Here is a 17991-nt window from a genome sequence, read left to right as displayed (position 1 = left end):
ACATCATCAGCCTTGATGTAAATGTTGTCAAGAAGTTCAGTCGGACTTGATTTTCACACGAGCATGCGCCACGATCGTGATGTACACGAGAGGGGTGACATGTCGAACCTGGTTCCACCCGTGACCGCCACGGAAATCTCCAAGCTGGTCGGCGTGACCCGCGCGACCGTGAGCAACTGGCGTAAGCGTCATGAGGACTTCCCGAAGCCCGTGGGCGGCACCGAGTTCCGGCCGGTGTTCGACTGGAACGCGGTGCAGGCATGGTTGGCCGATCGCGGCCAAGATGCGACCGAGGCGCCGATCCTGTCGTTGCAGACACTGTTGCGTTCGTCGTTATCGAGCGCCGATGCGCAGGTTCTGCTTGCCGGGCTGAAGCCGTCCGGATCCGGTTGGGTGTCGTCGGGCTTTGAGACAACAGATGCCGTGTCTCGCGTCCTGAAAACATTGGCGCAGACTGCCGAAGTCGAGGGGCCGCGTCTGGCACTCCAGGCGTTGGCCGACCATGCGCACGGTGGTGAGCAGAACGTCGGCCTCTACCGGACTCCAGAGCTGGTCGCCAGACTCATGGCGGAACTGCTGCAGCCGCTCGGGGCTGGGCTGGTGCGGGTGCTGGACCCTGCTTGTGGTGGTGGTTCGCTGCTCGTCGCGGCGGCGGAGCGCGGTGCTACGGAGCTTTACGGACAGGACATTTCGGAAACCCAAGCGGCCCTGGCTCGTCTGGTGGTGCAGGCCGAAACCGAGATCGACGCGGACATCGCCACGGGCGACAGTTTGCACGACGATGCGTTCTCCGGCCTGGAAGTGGACGCGGTACTGAGCAGTCCACCCAGCCTTCGGGACTGGTCCGCGGATCGGGTTCATATCGACGACCCGCGGTGGGGGTATGGCACGCCGGGGCGAATGGACTCAGACCTTGCATGGGTCCAACACGCTCTCGCGCACCTTCGTCCTGGTGGACTCGCTGTTCTACTGCTTCCCGCACCTGTCGCGTCGAAGGCGTCCGGCAGGCGAATCCGTAGTTCGCTGCTACGGGCGGGAGCGCTTCGCGCCGTTGTCAACCTGCCACCAAGACTCCCTCAGCTTCTTTGGACGCGACTGAATCTGCAGATCTGGGTCCTGGAGAAGCCTGACCCCAAAGCCGCGGTGCCTGACAGCGTTCTGCTGGTCGATACCGCGTCGGCTGCAGGCGAGGCCGCGCAGAGCGGTGCCGGCGATGCTGTCGATTGGCCACCGGTCGCCGACACGGTCCGGCGGGTGTGGTCTGCCTTCGTCGAGGGTCGATTCGCAGAGGCCGAAGAAGCCAACGTCTCGACCGTCGTCCGGGTTGTCGACCTGCTCGACGAGGAGGTCGATCTCACGCCTGGACCGCGGGTGAAGTTGGCGATCGACCCCGGAATCGTTGCCGGCGAGGCCGATACGGTGCTCGCTCTACTCCGCGCTCGCGTCGCGGAGCTGGATCACGCGTCGAAGGCTGTCGGTCAGGTCGCGCCGCTCTCGGGTCCGACATGGCGGACTGCGACCATTTCCGACCTGGCTTCGGGAGGAGCGGTCCGTATCCTGCGTGCTCAACCATCGAGATCGACCGCATCCAACGGCGAAGATCTCCGGCCGGCTATTACCGGTCGCGACATCGCCACCGGCAGTCCAGCGTCCGGCCAGGTGAAGGTGGAACCCGGCAGCCCCACGGTCGAAGTCGAGGTCGGCGACGTCCTGGTGCCGACCGTGCGCGCACCCCGTGGCCAAGCCTTCCGGATCGCGGGCCCCGAAGAGGTGGGGATCGCGCTCGGCCCGAACGTTCAACTCGTGCGCACAGACCCGCAACGCCTGGACCCGTGGTTCGTCGCCGGATTCATTGGCGGCATCGACGAAGCTGCTTCTCTTGGCACGACCGCGATTCACTCCGCCCTGCACAGAATGCGAATACCGTTGCTGCCGTTAACCCAGCAACAGCGCTACGGCGAAGCGTTTCGCGCCGTGCACCAGTTGCGGGCGGCATTGGCTCAGGCCGGTGAAGCAGTAGATCGGATCGCCGAGGTGGTGACCACCGGTCTCGTCGCCGGTGCGCTGGAACCGACCGCGAGCAGCGCGACAAACAAAGACATCAGAAATCCTCGAGGAGGCAGTGAGTGAACACCGGCAAGCACAGCGAGCTGGCCAACCACGCGTGGTCGGTCGCGGACCTGCTGCGCGGCGACTACAAGCAATCCGACTACGGCAAGGTGATCCTGCCGTTCACGGTGCTGCGACGCTTGGAGTGCGTGCTGGAGCCGACGCGGGACGCGGTCATCGCCAAGGACAAGGCGCTGGCGGGGAAAGACCTCGACAAGCACAAGTTCTTGACCATGGCGGCAGGCGCGGTGTTCTACAACACCAGCGATCTCACCTTGAAGAAGATCGCCGCCGATCCGACCTACGCCTCGAAGAACCTGATCACCTATATCGGTGCCTTCTCCCAGAACGCGCGGGAGGTGCTGGAGAAGTACGAATTCGCCCAGCAGATCCGCAAACTCGACGCGGCAGGTCTGCTGTACCAGGTGGTCGGCAAGTTCGCGGACCTGGACCTGCGGCCCGAGGTGGTGTCCAACCACCAGATGGGTTACGTGTTCGAGGAACTGATCCGGCGTTTCGCTGAACAGTCCAACGAGACCGCCGGTGAACACTTCACCCCGCGCGAAGTCATCGAACTGATGGTGAACCTGCTGATCGCGCCGGACGCCGAACTGCTCGGTGTGCCCGGCGTCGTCCGCCGCGTACTCGACCCGGCCTGCGGCACCGGCGGCATGCTCAGCTCCGCGGAAGCCCACATCACCGCGTTGAACCCGCAGGCGACGGTGGACCTGTACGGGCAGGAACTGAACCCGGAGTCGTGGGCGATCTGCCGGTCCGACCTCATGATCAAGGGGGAGGACTCCGAGAACATCGTGCTCGGTAACTCCCTCGACGACAACGACGGTCACCCGAAGACCAAGTTCGACTACATGCTCGCCAACCCGCCGTTCGGCGTGGAGTGGAAGAAGATCAAGGACGACGTCGAGTGGGAGGCGGCCAACCTCGGTGAAGCGGGTCGCTACGGTGCCGGACTGCCTCGCATCAACGACGGCTCCCTGCTGTTCTTGCAGCACATGCTCTCGAAGATGAAGCCGGTGAACGCCTCCGGCGATGGCGGCAGCCGGATCGCCATCGTCTTCAATGGTTCCCCGTTGTTCACCGGTGCTGCCGGGTCCGGCGAGTCCGAGATTCGCCGGTGGATCATCGAGAATGACTGGCTGGAAGCTGTTGTCGCGCTTCCAGATCAGCTGTTCTACAACACCGGCATCTCCACCTACTTCTGGATTCTCACCAATCGCAAGAAGCCTGATCATTTGGGCAAGGTGGTGCTGCTGGATGCGCGGGACTACTGGGTGAAGATGCGGAAGTCGTTGGGTGACAAGCGTAAACAGATCAGCGAAGAACAGATTCGGGAAATCACCCAACTGTACGGGGATGCGTTGACGGTCGCGAAGGACCCGACCCACCCGCTGCACGGCAAGGTGAAGGTCTTCAGCAACGAGGACTTCGGATACCGCCGCGTCACCGTGGAGCGACCGCTGAAGCTGCGATTCGAGCTCACAAGCGAAGGTTTGGACAAGCTGGCCTCCTCTGCGCCGGTCCGAAAGCCGTACGGCGACTCCGACGCGTTCCGAGCCCTCCTCGCCCCGTTGGTCGGGACTTCCTGGACGACGAAGGCTGAGGCTGTGTCCGCCATGCGTGACGCCGTTGCCGGGGCGGGTGAAACATGGCCCAGTGGAGCACCTTTCGCTAAAGCCTTCCGTGAAGCGGTCGGCGTGCGCGATGTAGAGGGGGAGGTTCAGCTGGTGAAGGGTGCCCCCGAACCGGACCCCGACCTGCGCGACTTCGAGAACGTTCCGTTGACCGAGGACGTCAATGAATACCTGATCCGCGAGGTCCTGCCGCACGTTCCTGATGCATGGATCGACGATACCAAAACCAAAGTCGGTTATGAGATCCCGCTCACCCGCCACTTTTACGTCTATACACCGCCTCGTCCGCTCGCAGAGATAGACGCCGAATTGGAAGCGCTAGAATTGGAGATTCAGAAGCTGCTGGGAGAAGTGACGAACTAATGTCATCGACAGTATTCGGCGACCTCCCGTTGGGGTGGAGTAATGACCGTGCGAAGTGGCTACTTGATCGGCAGCGGAGGGATCCTCGTTCTGGAGACGGTATTGTCACTGCATTTCGCGATGGGCAAGTGACGTTACGTGAGAATCGTCGAACCGAGGGATTTACTAATGCAATTCGGGAGATCGGCTACCAGGGTATCCGTCGCGGCGACCTAGTCGTACACGGCATGGACGGCTTCGCTGGTGCAATAGGAGTGTCGGATTCCGACGGAAAATCCTCGCCCGTAGTGCATGCCTACCGTGCGCGTGGTGTAGTTGATGTTCGATACGTTGCATATTGTCTTCGAATTCTTGCGAGTAGTGGTTACATATCCACGTTGGCGAAGGGCATCAGGGAACGCTCAACGGCCTTTGATGCGGCAACGCTTGCAGATGTCGTTCTTCCCGTTCCGCCTCTGGAGGAGCAGCGCCGCATCGCCGACTTTCTCGACGCCGAAACCTCTCGCATCGACAAATTGATCGATACATGCCGTCGATCGATCGGGGCGCTTCGCTTAGCGGAGGAATCGGTAATCGACTCTGAGCTGTCGACGGCTGGTCAGGCGGTTGTTCGGATGAAGTTCCTCGCTTCGGTTGTCGACACCGAGCACAAGACGGCGCCCGCCGTGCCTGGAGGTGGATACTGGATCGCGGGTACCTCGGCGGTTCGCGGCGGGAGCATCGTGGTTGAGGCGCTGTACGAGACCAACGAGGCAGTCTATGGTGAGTGGACTCGGCGGAGGCGGCCCATCCCGGGAGACATTCTGCTTAGTCGTGAGGCGCCTGTCGGGGAAGTGGCCCTATACCGTGAGACGGACCCAGCCATCGCGATTGGACAACGTATGGTCGTCATCTCGCCAATTCACAGTCAGGTGCACGGTGAGTATCTCTTATGGTCCCTGATGTCCGCCAGAACGCGAGAATTCTTTGGATTGGTTACGCAGGGGTCGCTTCATCCTCATCTTAATATGAGTGACATCGGATCAATCCCCGTGAGAATGTGCGACGTGGCTTCACAAGCGCTGACTGTCAGGAAAATTGATGTGCAAGTCACTCGGATTCGCAACCTCGTTCGTAGTCGGCAGCGCATGTCGGACCTCCTCGCCGAACGTCGCCAATCTCTCATCACCGCCGCGCTGACCGGCCAATTCGATGTCACCACCGCCTCCGGGCGCAATCTCACCCAGGGGGTATAGCGAACTATGTCCGTGCACAGCGAGCAGGTGTTCGGGGAGGCCATCGTCACGGCGATGGTGGAGAACGGCTGGCGGGAGGGGAATCCGCACGAGTACCGCGCGGAGCTCGGGCTGGATATGGGGGAGTTGCTGATCTTCATCTCGCAGACTCAGCAGACGGAGTGGAACGAGCTGGTCGCTACCTATGGGGACGATCAGGACGAGGCACAGCAAGGGTTCGCGAAGCGGCTGGGGCAGGAGCTGGCTGCCAAGGGGCTAGTGAAGGTTCTTCGGGAGGGGGTGAAGGATCGGGGTGTTCTGATCCGGGTTGCCTACTTCAAGCCGAACCTCGTCGGCTCCGAGGACGTGCTGAATGCTTATAAGGCCAATCGGCTCACGGTGGTTCGCGAACTGCCATATGCCACGAAGCCTGGTGCCACGCGGCCGCGTCTGGATCTAGCGTTGCTGCTCAACGGAATTCCGGTGGCGACGGCCGAGTTGAAGAATCCGCTGACCGGGCAGGGTGTCGAGAAAGCGAAGAGGCAGTATCGCGAGGACCGTGATCCCACTGAGCTGATTTTCAAGCATCGGGTGATCGCCAACTTCGCTGTCGACCCCGATCTGGTGTTCGTCACCACCCAGCTGAGGGCGGCGAAGACGGTGTTCCTCCCGTTCAACACCGGTTCGGAGGGGCCGGGTAATGCTGGCGGCAAGGGGAATCCATCGGCCACCACGGAAGGCAAGTACGCGACCTCGTACCTGTGGGAGCAGGTGTGGCAGCCGGACAACTGGCTGGACCTGCTGGAACGGTTCGTGCACACCACCGAGAAGAAGGGGCCGGGCGGAAAAACGACTCGCTCGACGATCTTCCCGCGGTTCCACCAGTGGGATGTGGTCAAGAAGCTCGCCGCGCACGCCGCGACGCACGGTTCCGGGCACGACTACCTCGTGATGGCCTCGGCAGGCTCCGGCAAGTCGAACACCATCGGCTGGCTCGCGCACCGGCTCAGTGACCTGCACACCGAGCGGCTGGAGAACCTCGACGCGGAGGCGCGGGCGGCCGGATTGCAGCCGGGTGTACCGGTTTTCGACAAGGTCATCATCATCACCGACCGGCGCAACCTGGACTCGCAGCTTCGCGACACCGTCGGTGGGTTCGAGCAGGTGTCCGGGCTGGTGGTGAAGATCGACGACAAGGTCGGTTCGAAGTCCGAGCAACTGGCGCGGGCGTTGAGCTCGCAGAGCGGCAAGATCATCACCGTCACGTTGCACACCTTCCCGGCGCTGTTGGACTATCTGCGGCGCGAACAGACCAAGCTTGCTGGTGGGCGCTACGCCGTCGTCATCGATGAGGCGCACTCGTCGCAGTCCGGTGACGCCGCAGCGGCAGTTCGGACCGCGCTGCGCGACATGGGGCTCGACGCGGACGACGAGGAACAGGGCGCGGTCGAGGTGACCGTCGACGAACGCCTGCGGCGTAAAGCAGAGGCGCGGGCGAAGGCCTCCAACATCTCCTACTTCGCGTTCACCGCAACGCCGAAGGCGAAGACGCTCGAGAACTTCGGTACCGCCGACGGCGCCGAATACCGCCCGTTCCATACCTATTCGATGCGGCAGGCGATCGAGGAAGGGTTCATCCTCGACCCCCTGCGCAACTATGTCACCTACAAGGCCTACTACCGCTTGGTGAACCAGAACCCCGACGATGTCGAAGTGCCCGAGGCCAAAGCCTCTAGTTTGCTCGCACGGTTCGCGTTCATGCATCCCTATGCCGTGGAACAGCACGCGCAGGTGATCGTCGAACACTTCATCGCGCACACCCGTGGGCGGCTCGGTGGCCGGGCGAAGTCGATGGTGGTGACCGCGTCTCGGCAGAGCGCGGTCGCGATGGCGCGGGCGATCAAGGAGTACCTGAAGGTTCGGGAGTACGACATCAAGTACCCGGATGTCGGTGTGCTGGTGGCGTTCTCCGGCACCCTGGAGGTCGACGGCGAGGAAGTCACCGAGCCGTCGGAGAACGGTGGGCTCGCCGAGTCCGCACTGCCCAAGGCATTCCGGTACACGCGGGCCGACGACCCGGCGACCCAAGCGGGCGGCAAGGGGCAGAAGGAGTACCGGATCCTGGTGGTCGCCGAGAAGTATCAGACCGGGTTCGACGAGCCGCTGTTGACCACGATGTACGTGAACAAGACGCTCACGGGTATCGCCGCGGTGCAGACGCTGTCGCGACTCAACCGCACCCGCGAAGGAAAATCGCAGCAGGATCTGGTGGTCCTCGACTTCGTCAACGACGCCGAGAAGATCCAGGAATCGTTCGCGCCCTATTACGAAGACGCGTTCACCCTGCCGACCGATCCGAACCTGCTCTATGTCGCCCGCGACCGGGCGCTGGCCGCGCCGATCCTGATCACGCAGGAGATGAAGGATTTCGCCGCGGCTTATCTCGTCGCCGAGCAGAAAGCAGCCGGATCGGCCGCGAAGTGGGCCAAGCTGCATGCCGAGCTGTATCGGCACCTGGCACCGGCTGTCGACCGGTTCACGGTGTTTCTCAACAGCGAGGAGGAAGATGATGTCGCACTCGCTGAGTCGTTCCGCGCCGACCTCAACGACTACGTCCGCAAATACGGGTTCCTCGCGCAGATCGTGCCCTACCAGGACCCTGATCTCGAACTGCTGCACCTGTACGGACGCCACCTGCTGAACCGGTTGCCGCGACGCGCCGATGGCGGCATCGACATCGGCGAGGTCGACTTGAGCCACCTCCGGCTCGAGCAGACCGGGGAATACGACCTCGGACTCGCTCCGGAAGGCGCACAGGAATTGCGGGGGTTCGGTGATGGCACCGGGCCGGCCAAGGAGCCCGAGAAGTCGCTGTTGTCCGCGCTGATCGAGCGGTTCAACGAGCGGTTCGGCACCGAGTTCTCCGAGGAACACCTCGCGGTGCCGTTCAACGCCGCCATGAATGAACCGCAGGTGGAGCAGGCGCGCTTGGCGAACAAGAATGTCGACGACTTCGGCGTCGTTTTCGACAAGGTGTTCGCCGAGAAGATGGTCGAACACTTCGATACTCTCAATGACCTGGGCGAGCGGTACTTCGCCCGGGACAACGAGTTCAAGAAGGACCTGGATCGGCAGGCGCGCACCGCGGCGTTCCGGCTGCTCGGGCGGCGACATGGACTGCCCGAGATGTAGCGCGACGGTGGTGCGGCTGTCGCGGAACAGCAGGGGGTAGACGGTGCCGGCTCGGCGTATCGGTATGCGGTACGACCTGATCGAAGAGATCGGGTTCGGTGGGATGGGATCGGTCTGGCGCGGGTACGACACCGTGCTCGACCGCGAGATCGCGGTGAAAATGATCCGGTTCACCCAGATCCACTCACAGACCGATGCCGCCGAGTTCGCCGAACGGTTTCGTCGTGAAGCCCGGATCACCGCGCAGATCCGGCACCATGGCGTGCCACAGGTGTACGACGCGGTCCTCGACGCGGACCTGAGCGAGGTCTACCTCGTAATGGAACTCGTCGAGGGCGCTCACACATTGCGGCACTATCTCGACCCCGACGCCCCGCTGCCGGTCGAATGGGCAGTCGCGGTAACCGCGCAGATCGCCACCGCGCTCTCGTACGCGCACGCGCTGCCGGTGGTCCACCGCGATCTCAAGCCCGACAATATCCTTGTCACGCCGAGTGGCACCGTGAAGATCATCGACTTCGGCATCGCCGCGCTGCTCACGGCCGGTGCCCCGAAGCTGACCATCACGGGTGCGGTTCTCGGTTCGGTGGCCTACATGTCGCCGGAGCAGGCCATCGGCGCCAAGGCGACACCACGCACCGACCTGTATGCGCTCGGCTGCATCCTCTACGAAATGTTGTGCGGCTACCCGGTGTTCGACGGCTCGGCGCCGATCGTGCTGCACCACCACGCCATCACGGCGCCCGTTCCGCCCCGCGAACTGCGTGCCGACGTACCGGCCGAATTGGACCGGCTGGTCTTGGACCTTCTCGCCAAGGAGCCTGAACAGCGTCCAGGTGACGCCGCGGATGTGTACGAGCGACTCCTTCCGTTGCTGCCCCCACCAGGGTCGACTGTCGGACCAAGCGATGGGTGCCTGTCGAATGTGCCTGACCCGACTGTAATTTTTCGACGCCCTAACGCCCCCCTACGTCCGGAGCAGGTAGTGCCCGCTACCCGGTTCGAGGGCGCGCTGCCCGCCACCGCTCCGATCAGCGATGAGGTGGTCGAGGATCGGCTGCGACATCAGCTGGCCGAGTACCGCGACTTGGTCGCTGCGGGACGCTCGCTGCAGGCAGCTGATGTCCTCAGCAGCATCCTCGAACCGGCGGGCCGTGCGTTCGGCTTCGATAGCCCGCGGGTACTGGACCTACGGTTCGACATCGCGCTCGCTCGCTTCCTCGGTGGCGAATACAGAAAGGCGAGAACGGAGTTCGACGCTCTTGCCGCCGTATCCACCCGGGTGAAGGGTTTCGCCGACGACCTGACGATCCAATGCCGCAAGTTCGCCGCGGACTGTCGCATCGAGCTCGGCGAACTCACTGAAGCCCTGTCCGGGATGCGCGCGGTGCTGGACGACGTGCGCGCCACGCAGAGCGACGGCAGCGAAATGGCGCTCGAGTTGAGGCTGGCTCTCGGGCGGTTGCTCGCGCTCATCGGTCATCGCGTGGAGGCGCGCACCACGCTGAGCGAGTTGTATGACGATCTACTGCTCGTGCGCGGGATCGAGGACCCGCTGACCCAGGAAGTGGCGGAAGCGCTAGAGCGGTTCATCGACGATGATCCTTCAGGGGAATTGTCCGGTCCGTAGCTGCGCCAGTTCCGCGGGGGTCAATCTTTGGGCCGAGACGGCTCGGCCTGGCGCAGAGAATCGTACGCCCTCGCTTTCGAGCATTTGCGAGGATCGTCGATGCACGCGGGATCAGTCCACCGGAAGCCCTCGGCGTACGAACACTCGAGCAGATCGCTGGGCACATCCCGGCCCTGCGGGCTCGGACCGACGTCTGGCGAGCTGAACGAATCCCGATAAATGTCGGGCTGGTGCTCCCTCCGGTACTCCGTGCGATGCCCGTCGCGTGGACAGCGCAGAATCTGATCCTGTGGAGATGCTGATCGCGCGGAACCCCGATCCGGAGTCGAGGCTGCGATACCTGCTGCGCCTGCCGTTGGCGGGCGGGACAGTACTTCGAACCTCGGGAACCTGGCCACGGACGAATGCCCTGTACTGCCACCCGGTCTCGGCCGACGAGTGGCCAGACGAGCCAGAAATTGTCGAACGGGCCGCGATCCGGTCGTGTGTGCGGCGCGGCGCCGCCATCGATCTGGTACTGGATCGGGCGCGGGAGAATCGCTCGCAGATCGTGTTCACCACCGCACGCGGTCGTGACGCGGTGTTCTGGCAGACCGCTCGGGTGCGGAAGAAGGCCCGTCCCGGGGTGCGCACACCGACGGCGCGGGCGGCGGGTATCGCGGAGTTGGAGATCATCGTCGATTCGCATGAGCGGTACGCGTACAAGTTCGGCCGGCAGCAGGTGCGAACGGTGCGCCGTGCGTTGCAGGCCGGTGACTACGGTGTGGCGGTCGACGGCCGGCTGATCGCCTCGGTGGAACGCAAGTCGCTGCCGGACCTGGTGGCGACGCTGACCAGAGGGAAGCTGGGCTTCTTGCTGGCCGACCTCTCGGCGCTGCCCCGTGCCGCACTGGTAGTGGAGGACCGGTATTCGGAAGTGTTCAAGTTGGACCGGGTGCGTCCCGCGGTGGTGGCCGACGGTTTGGCCGAAGCTCAGGTGCGGTGGCCGACGGTGCCAATCGTCTTCGCCGAGTCGCGTCAGCTCGCCGAGGAGTGGACTTATCGGTTTCTGGCCGCGAGTTCGGAGTGGGTGCGGGCGGAATCGTCGGTGGCCGACCGGGTCGGCGATGCGTTCGCCGAGAACACCGGCGCGCCGCTGCCCGCGAACACGGAACTGCGGGAATGGGCGCGGGCGCAGGGGTTTCGGTATCCGATCGGGGACCGACCCGGGCGGAGATCGTCGCGGCGTGGCGCGCGGCCCAGTAAGCGGGCCGGGCCGCAGGCTCGGTCGTCCGACTCCCGACACGGAGCGACTGTCAAGTTCCTGTTGCCCATTGGTTCGCTGGCTGAGCATCAACCGCCAAGGCGTGGAAAGCGCAGGTACGCCGTCTGGGTAGCGTTGCCCTGGCGCCGGCGGCGGCTGAGTACCGGAAGCTGGTGGGTGATTTCGCCGACCCACGGGACTACGCCCCGACGCCGTTCGATCGGGAGGCCGTCAACGCTGCGCTCGCCGATTTCGGTTCGGGACTGGCCGCGACCGCGCCAGTCGAACTTCCCGCGCCCTTGCGTGACATTGTGGATCGGTTACCCGCAGGCCCCCAGCGGCGGAAGATGCACGCCGTCGCCGCACGCGCGGCGCTGACCGAAATTCCAGCTATCGACATGGACGCGGCTGCGGCCGCGGTCCATGAGTTCGTCCGTTTGATCGACATTGTCGGCGAGGAATCACGCTCACCGCGGCCGGATATTTGCCGCCGGTAGTGGTCAAGCGGATCTTCGATGAACTCGACATGTCCGCGGAGTGGATCGGCAAGGGGAATCGTGAGGATTTGACGGTTCCAGTGCTGGCGTTGCGAGAGTCCGCCCAACGGTTGGGATTACTGCGCAAGTACAAGGGGCGGATCGTGCCGACAACGAAAGCCAGGAGTTTGCACGACGATCCGGTCGCGCTGTGGTGGCACATCGCCGAACGCCTGCCCCGCTCGGTCACCCGCAGTCCGGACCGCGAAGCGGGGGTTCTGTATCTGCTGGCGCTGGCAGGCGGCGCGGCGGATCGCGCGGGCGACATCGCAGCGGGGACGCTCACGGCGCTGGGCTGGCGTGACGCCGACTACCGTCCGATCACCGCCACCGATATCGGATGGATCACCCAGCACATCACGGTGGTGCTCGAACAACTGGGCCTGCTGCATCGCTCGTGGCGGACACCGCCGCGCCTCGAATCGGGTGGTGTTCTGCTTGCCCGCGCGGCGCTGCGAAGCATGTTGTCCTGAACTCGGCGGCGGACGCTGTCGGAGCTGAGCGGGTTCAGCCGCTGAAGCGTCGCCAAGTGAACCCCTCGACGGTACGAAATGTGTTGAAGCTAGGCATAACTCGGACAGCGTGCAAGTTCGCGGTTTACCCTGGCTCGGTAGGGGTTGATTCGAACGGGAGGGGTGTGATGGTCTCGATCGCACGGGAACGTCGCAGGCATTGGGTCGAGGGAAAGCTCGCCGCGCTCACCGGGTTGGGGCCATGGCATCGTCGGATTCTGTCGGTTGCGCTGATGGAATCCGGGTGGCATGTGCTTGTGGCGCGGGAAGCGGAGTATCCGCCTGCCGATCGTGCGGCGGCATTCGCGGTGGGACGGACCGGGGTGTTCGCCTTGGTCTTCGCCGACGAGGTGCCGAGTGAATCGGAACTGCGTTCGGTGCGACGGCATGCGGAGGAGACGTTCGCGAATCTCTATTCCGGCCGCAGCCAGTATGTTCCGCACATGATACAGGTGGTTGTGATGTCTTCGGCCGGCACACCGATGTCGGGCGACGGCCGATTTCGGGTGGCGACCGCGCCGACTCTGCGCTCGATCCTGCTCGGAAACGACGCGGCGCTGAACTCGAATTCTGCTCGCCACCTTGTCAAGACGGTCGCCGCTCGGCTGAGTGGGTACGAACTGATTACCACCGACGAGGCGCCGATCGCTGAAACCGTCGAAGCAGAGGGTCTTTTCACCGATGTCGAGGTGCGCGAGCATGAGCGTGACCGCATGCTTGGACGCCCGTTCGCCGAGTGGATGACCTTCCTGGATCCCGAACAACTCTCCCTCGTCAACCGCAAATTCAACGGCCCGGCAAGGTTCAGCGGGCCCGCCGGTACCGGAAAGACCGTAGTCGCGCTGCATCGAATGGCCCGGTTCGCCAAACACAATTCCGGGCGCCTGCTGTTCACCAGCTTCGTCAAGACGCTGCCTACCTACCACCGGTCGGGATTCGAAAGGATCGCGCCGCACGTCGGCGATCGTGCGGAGTTCACCAATCTGCACGCGTGGGCGGTTCGCGTTCTCCGTGAACGCGAAGCCATGCCCCAGCTGAACACCGAGGTATGCGACAACGCCTACTCCCATACCTGGTTGAAGGCGCGCGATCTCCTAACCGATATCAAAGGCACCGGCGTCGAGTACTGGAAGGACGAACTCGAACGCGTCATCAAGGGACGCGGTATCACCTCGCTGAAGGAGTATCAGGGGATCCAGCGCACCGGCCGTAATCGTGTCATTCTCACCGACAGTCGGCGCGAAATGGTGTGGAAGGCCATCTACGAGCCCTACCAGGCCATTTTGGAGCAGCGCGGAGTCTGCGATTTGAACGACGTGGTCAGCGCCGCTGTGGCGGAACTGCGGCGTCGTCCGCTCGAGGAGCCGTACGGGCTGGTCGTTGTCGATGAGGTCCAGGACTTCACCCTCCTGGAGCTCCAGCTCGTGCACCAGATCGCGGGTGGGCGCGACGATTCTCAGCTTTTGCTGGTGGGGGATGGTCAGCAGCAGGTGTATCCCGGTGGCTGGACATTGTCGGACGCCAGCATCCCGATCGTCGGCCGCGGTGCTGTTCTGCGGGTCAACTACCGCAACCGTGTTGCCGTACACGACTATGCGAAGTCCGTCGACGCCACCAACGTCGTCGACGATCTCGATGGTGGGCCGGGATTCGTCCTGCGCGACACCGAGGTGGTCCTACCCGGCGGCCGCGCCGATGGATACACGGGGCGACGCTCGGATGTCGAGACGCGATTGATCGAGGCGGTCAAGAACGCGGCCGCGACGATCACCGACATCGCCGTGTTGACGAACACGAAGAGTGAAGCGGCACGGCTGGCCGACCGGCTCACCAAGGCCGGCATACCGACCCTGCCGCTCACCCGTTACGACGGCACACAGCATGGAGCGGTGAAGACGGGCACCGTGCACCGGGCGAAAGGAATGGATTTCGCCGCGGTCTTCCACATCACCACTCGCTCCGCCGCACCGGTCGCAGAACTGACGGGGGCGGAACGCGACAGAGCCGAACTGGCCGCCCGACAGACGATGGTCGCGCTGACCAGAGCGCGCGACTACATCTGGGTCGGTGTTGTCGACAACCAAGTTCGGCCATTCTGACCGTGGGCAAGCGACAGCTCCCACCCGGCGATGACGCTTTCCGCGATTACCCAGGAACTGTGTGATGTTCTGGCCGCCGCGTGGTCTGCGCATCCGTGCTATGCGTCAGCGTGACGGTCGGGAATATCCGCGTACGCGCTGCGGACGACCAGATCAACTCCCGAAGCGGGCGAGGACGGAGGAGGCTTCCTGCGAGGCCGTACCTTCCTCGGCGAGATGGGCCATGGCCGAAGGGATTTCGCGGCCGTGGTGGGTCATCGCTTGGGCGTAGAGGCGGCCCGCTCGGTAGGAGGAGCGGACCAGCGGACCTGCCATGACACCCGCGAAGCCGATTTCTTCGGCGACCTTGGAGTGTTCGACGAATTCCTCCGGCTTGACCCACCGGTCCACAGGATGGTGGCGGGGGGAGGGGCGGAGGTATTGGGTGATGGTGAGGATGTCGCAGCCTGCCTCGTGGAGGTCGCGCATGGCTTGGGTGACTTCCTCCGGCGCTTCACCCATGCCGAGGATGAGGTTGGACTTGGTGACCAGACCGGCTTCGCGGGCTGCGGTGAGGACCGCGAGGGAACGCTCGTAGCGGAACGCCGGCCGAATGCGCTTGAAGATGCGCGGGACTGTCTCGAGGTTGTGGGCCAGGACTTCCGGGCGGGAGGAGAAGACCTCGGCTAGTTGGTCGGGGTCGGCGTTGAAGTCGGGGATGAGGAGTTCGACGCCGGTGTTGGGGTTCGAAGCCTTGATGGCGCGGACGGTTTCGGCGTAGAGCCAGGCGCCGCCGTCTTCCAGGTCGTCGCGGGCGACGCCGGTGATGGTGGAGTAGCGCAGGCCCATGGCCTGGACGCTTTCGGCGACTCGGCGGGGTTCGTCGCGGTCTAGGGCGGCGGGTTTGCCGGTGTCGATCTGGCAGAAGTCGCAGCGGCGGGTGCACTGTTCGCCGCCGATGAGGAAGGTGGCCTCGCGGTCTTCCCAGCATTCGAAGATGTTGGGGCAGCCCGCTTCTTCGCACACGGTGTGCAGACCCTCGCGCTTCACCAGGCCCTTGAGTTCGGTGTACTCGGGGCCTATGGTGGCGCGGGTGCGGATCCACTTGGGTTTGCGCTCGATGGGGGTTTCCGCGTTGCGGGCTTCGATGCGCAGGAGTTTGCGGCCGTTGGGTGCGGACGCGCTGTGCGGTGTCGGGGTGTCGACTGAGGTCACTTGATCGACCTTACGCCTCGGGTGTCGGGCGCCGCCGAGGTGCCTTCGGCCGCCTTGGCCTCGGCGGAGGCGGTAGTTCCGTCGGTGGCCTTGGCGTCGGCGGTGCTCGACGCAGCCGTTGTGTCGCTCAGCGGGCCTGCGGTGCGGGAGATGTTGCGCTCGCTCACCGGCAGCTCACCGTCCAGCGCGCGCACGATCGCGGCGGCGACCATCGGCTTGATCTCGGCGACCGTGACTTCCCTGCCGAGTTCGCGGGTCAACGTGGTGACGCCCGCGTCGCGGATACCGCACGGGATGATGGCCCCGAAGCCGTCCATGGAGTTGCAGTTCAACGAGAGGCCGTGCAGGGCAACGCCGCGCTGCACGCGCACGCCGATGGCGGCGATCTTGCGTTCGGGAGACCAGTCATTGGCGGGCAGCCAGACACCGGATCGGCCCTCGACGCGGCCGCAGATGAGGCCCAGTTCGGTGCACACCGAGATCAGCGCCTCTTCGAGGCGGCGTACGTACTGGACGACGTCGACGGGTTCGGCGAGCCGGACGATCGGGTAGCCGACGAGCTGTCCGGGGCCGTGCCAGGTGATCTTTCCGCCGCGGTCGACCTGCACCACGGGGCTTCCGTCGATGGGCAGGTCCGCGTCCTCGGTGCGGCGGCCCGCCGTGTAGACGGAGGGGTGTTCGAGCAGCAGCAGGTGGTCGGAGCCGAGGCCTTCGGCGCGTTCGGCGGCGATGGTGCGTTGCAGGTCCCAGGCGGAGTGGTAGTCGATGAGACCCAGGTCCTCGACGACGATCGGGGTGCGATCGAAGCGGGCCGACCAGGTGGTGCGCGTGTCGTTCACGCCGTTGACGGTACGCCCCGCGGTTTCGGCAGGGTCAAGGACTCGGTGTGCGGTATGCCACATGCTTGCGGGGCCCCCGTGCGTCCGTCGGCCGCCGAGGTTCGGGCTCATCCGTCGGAGAGAAATGGGTGGTTCCAACGCGGGGCGGGTTCAAGGGATCGATGCAACAACTGACGGGAGCCGAGGTGTTGCGTGGTTCAGCAGGGTCCGGTGCGGTCGTTGCGGGTGGTACTACGGTCGGTAGAGAAATGGTGGGGGACGGGATCTCCAGGGCGTCGCGGGACGCTCTTAGCGCTGCGGGGCTGCCGGGCGATTCGAGGAACGGGTGGCTCGGCCGTGCTCCCAGAACTTCCGGTTACAGGAGGTGGCTCGGCCGTGCTCCCAGAACCTCCGGCCACAGGAGGTGGCTTGTCGGAGCGGCTGCGCTCCAACCGGTAAGCATGTCGCGAGTTACGCCGAGCAGATGACTTGCGCACTTCTGCGATCGGGCTTGCCCCGAGCCGCCGGAACGGCGGCGTCAGTCCACCTCGACCGGCAGCGTCAGCTGCATCAACGTCAGATCCATCCAGCGGCCGAATTTGTGGCCCACCTCCGGCAATTGGCCGACCACCACGAATCCGAACCGCTCGTGCAGCGCGATCGAACCGGTGTTGCTCGATTCGATGGCGGCGATCATGGCGTGCACGCTGCCGGATTGCGCGGCGCGGTCGATCAATTCGGTGAGCAGGGCGCTGGCCAGGCCGCGGCGCTGGAAGCGGTCGGCGATGTAGACGGAGTTCTCGACGGAGAAGCGGTATCCCACCTTCGGCCGCCACTGGCCGTAGCTGGCGTACCCGGCGACCTCGCCGTCCACCTCGGCGACGAGGACGGGCATGCCCGCGGCGGTGCGGGTGCGGAACCAGGTCTGGCGCTCATCGATGCCGACCTCGTCGATGTCCCAGATGGCGGTGGAGGTGGCGATGTTGGCGTTGTGGATGTCGAGGATCGCGGTCAGGTCACCTTCGCGCGCGTCGCGGATGACGGTGGCGTGGCGGGTGTCCATGGCGGTCAACGATGTTCTCCGTGGGTCGGCGAGGGAGGTCGGCAGGGCTCTGCGCGTTATGCGGGGTGTTTGCCGACGCGGCCTTCGGTCGGTGTTCGAAATTCGATCATCGCGCGTCGCGGGAGACGCGGCAATGCGGGATCGGTCACCTGTGGGCCGCGCGACGGGGCCGATGGTGGCTGCGGCGGTGCAGCGCTTTCAGGGGTGCCATCTATTCGGGCCGGTTAGCGGTGGTTGTTGTTCGTGGGCTGCTGATGGTCGGGGCGCTGCAATGGTTGGGCGCCCTGCCCACGGTCGGCGTCAACGGATGGGCTTTGCTCACGGCGCCGGGGACGTGATGTAGAGATCTGGAACGTCACGTGGAGC

General features: G+C 64.5%; 10 protein-coding genes and 1 pseudogene. 8 read left to right on the top strand and 3 right to left on the bottom strand.

Going from position 1 to position 17991, the window contains the following annotated elements; all coding sequences use genetic code 11:
• Window positions 1–120: 120 nt before the first annotated feature.
• The 8 genes and pseudogenes from AB0H50_RS18670 (at window position 121) to AB0H50_RS18635 (ending at window position 14550) form a co-directional block, all read left to right on the top strand.
• Complete coding sequence (locus AB0H50_RS18670; protein ID WP_357453829.1) at window positions 121–2130, top strand: N-6 DNA methylase; 2010 nt, start codon at window positions 121–123, stop codon at window positions 2128–2130.
• A complete protein-coding gene (locus tag AB0H50_RS18665) occupies window positions 2127–4124 on the top strand; it encodes a class I SAM-dependent DNA methyltransferase (protein WP_357453826.1) in 1998 nt (665 codons plus the stop codon). Before AB0H50_RS18670 ends, AB0H50_RS18665 begins: the two co-directional genes overlap by 4 nt.
• A 377-nt stretch (window positions 4125–4501) precedes the next feature.
• Window positions 4502–5359, top strand: coding sequence for a hypothetical protein (locus AB0H50_RS18660; protein ID WP_357453824.1), 858 nt, complete (start codon window positions 4502–4504; stop codon window positions 5357–5359).
• Between the two features lie 6 nt (window positions 5360–5365).
• Window positions 5366–8530: a type I restriction endonuclease gene (locus tag AB0H50_RS18655; RefSeq protein ID WP_357453821.1), complete on the top strand. Its 3165-nt coding sequence runs from the start codon at window positions 5366–5368 to the stop codon at window positions 8528–8530.
• Window positions 8531–8594: 64 nt separating this feature from the next.
• Complete coding sequence (locus AB0H50_RS18650; RefSeq protein ID WP_357453818.1) at window positions 8595–10160, top strand: serine/threonine-protein kinase; 1566 nt, start codon at window positions 8595–8597, stop codon at window positions 10158–10160.
• A 295-nt stretch (window positions 10161–10455) separates the two neighbouring features.
• Window positions 10456–11405, top strand: a pseudogene (locus AB0H50_RS18645) (ERCC4 domain-containing protein).
• A gap of 524 nt (window positions 11406–11929) precedes the next feature.
• On the top strand, window positions 11930–12412 hold the full coding sequence (locus AB0H50_RS18640; protein WP_357453815.1) for a hypothetical protein: 483 nt from the start codon (window positions 11930–11932) through the stop codon (window positions 12410–12412).
• A gap of 362 nt (window positions 12413–12774) precedes the next feature.
• Window positions 12775–14550 carry a UvrD-helicase domain-containing protein gene (locus tag AB0H50_RS18635; RefSeq protein ID WP_357455286.1) on the top strand — a complete coding sequence of 592 codons (1776 nt, stop codon included), beginning with the start codon at window positions 12775–12777 and terminating at the stop codon, window positions 14548–14550.
• A 153-nt stretch (window positions 14551–14703) separates the two neighbouring features.
• Here AB0H50_RS18635 and lipA read toward each other — a convergent pair whose 3' ends face one another.
• From lipA to AB0H50_RS18620, 3 genes are all read right to left on the bottom strand, one after another.
• On the bottom strand, window positions 14704–15744 hold the full coding sequence (gene lipA / locus AB0H50_RS18630; protein ID WP_357453813.1) for a lipoyl synthase: 1041 nt from the start codon (window positions 15742–15744) through the stop codon (window positions 14704–14706).
• Window positions 15741–16583 carry a lipoyl(octanoyl) transferase LipB gene (gene lipB, locus AB0H50_RS18625; protein WP_357453810.1) on the bottom strand — a complete coding sequence of 281 codons (843 nt, stop codon included), beginning with the start codon at window positions 16581–16583 and terminating at the stop codon, window positions 15741–15743. The genes lipA and lipB overlap by 4 nt, the downstream gene beginning before the upstream one ends.
• Window positions 16584–17100: 517 nt before the next feature.
• Complete coding sequence (locus AB0H50_RS18620) at window positions 17101–17625, bottom strand: N-acetyltransferase family protein (RefSeq protein WP_357455283.1); 525 nt, start codon at window positions 17623–17625, stop codon at window positions 17101–17103.
• Window positions 17626–17991: the final 366 nt, after the last annotated feature.

It is taken from the genome of Nocardia sp. NPDC050793 (assembly GCF_040654065.1).
In the GTDB taxonomy this organism is placed as follows: domain Bacteria; phylum Actinomycetota; class Actinomycetes; order Mycobacteriales; family Mycobacteriaceae; genus Nocardia.
This window is presented reverse-complemented; position numbering and strand designations above follow the sequence as displayed.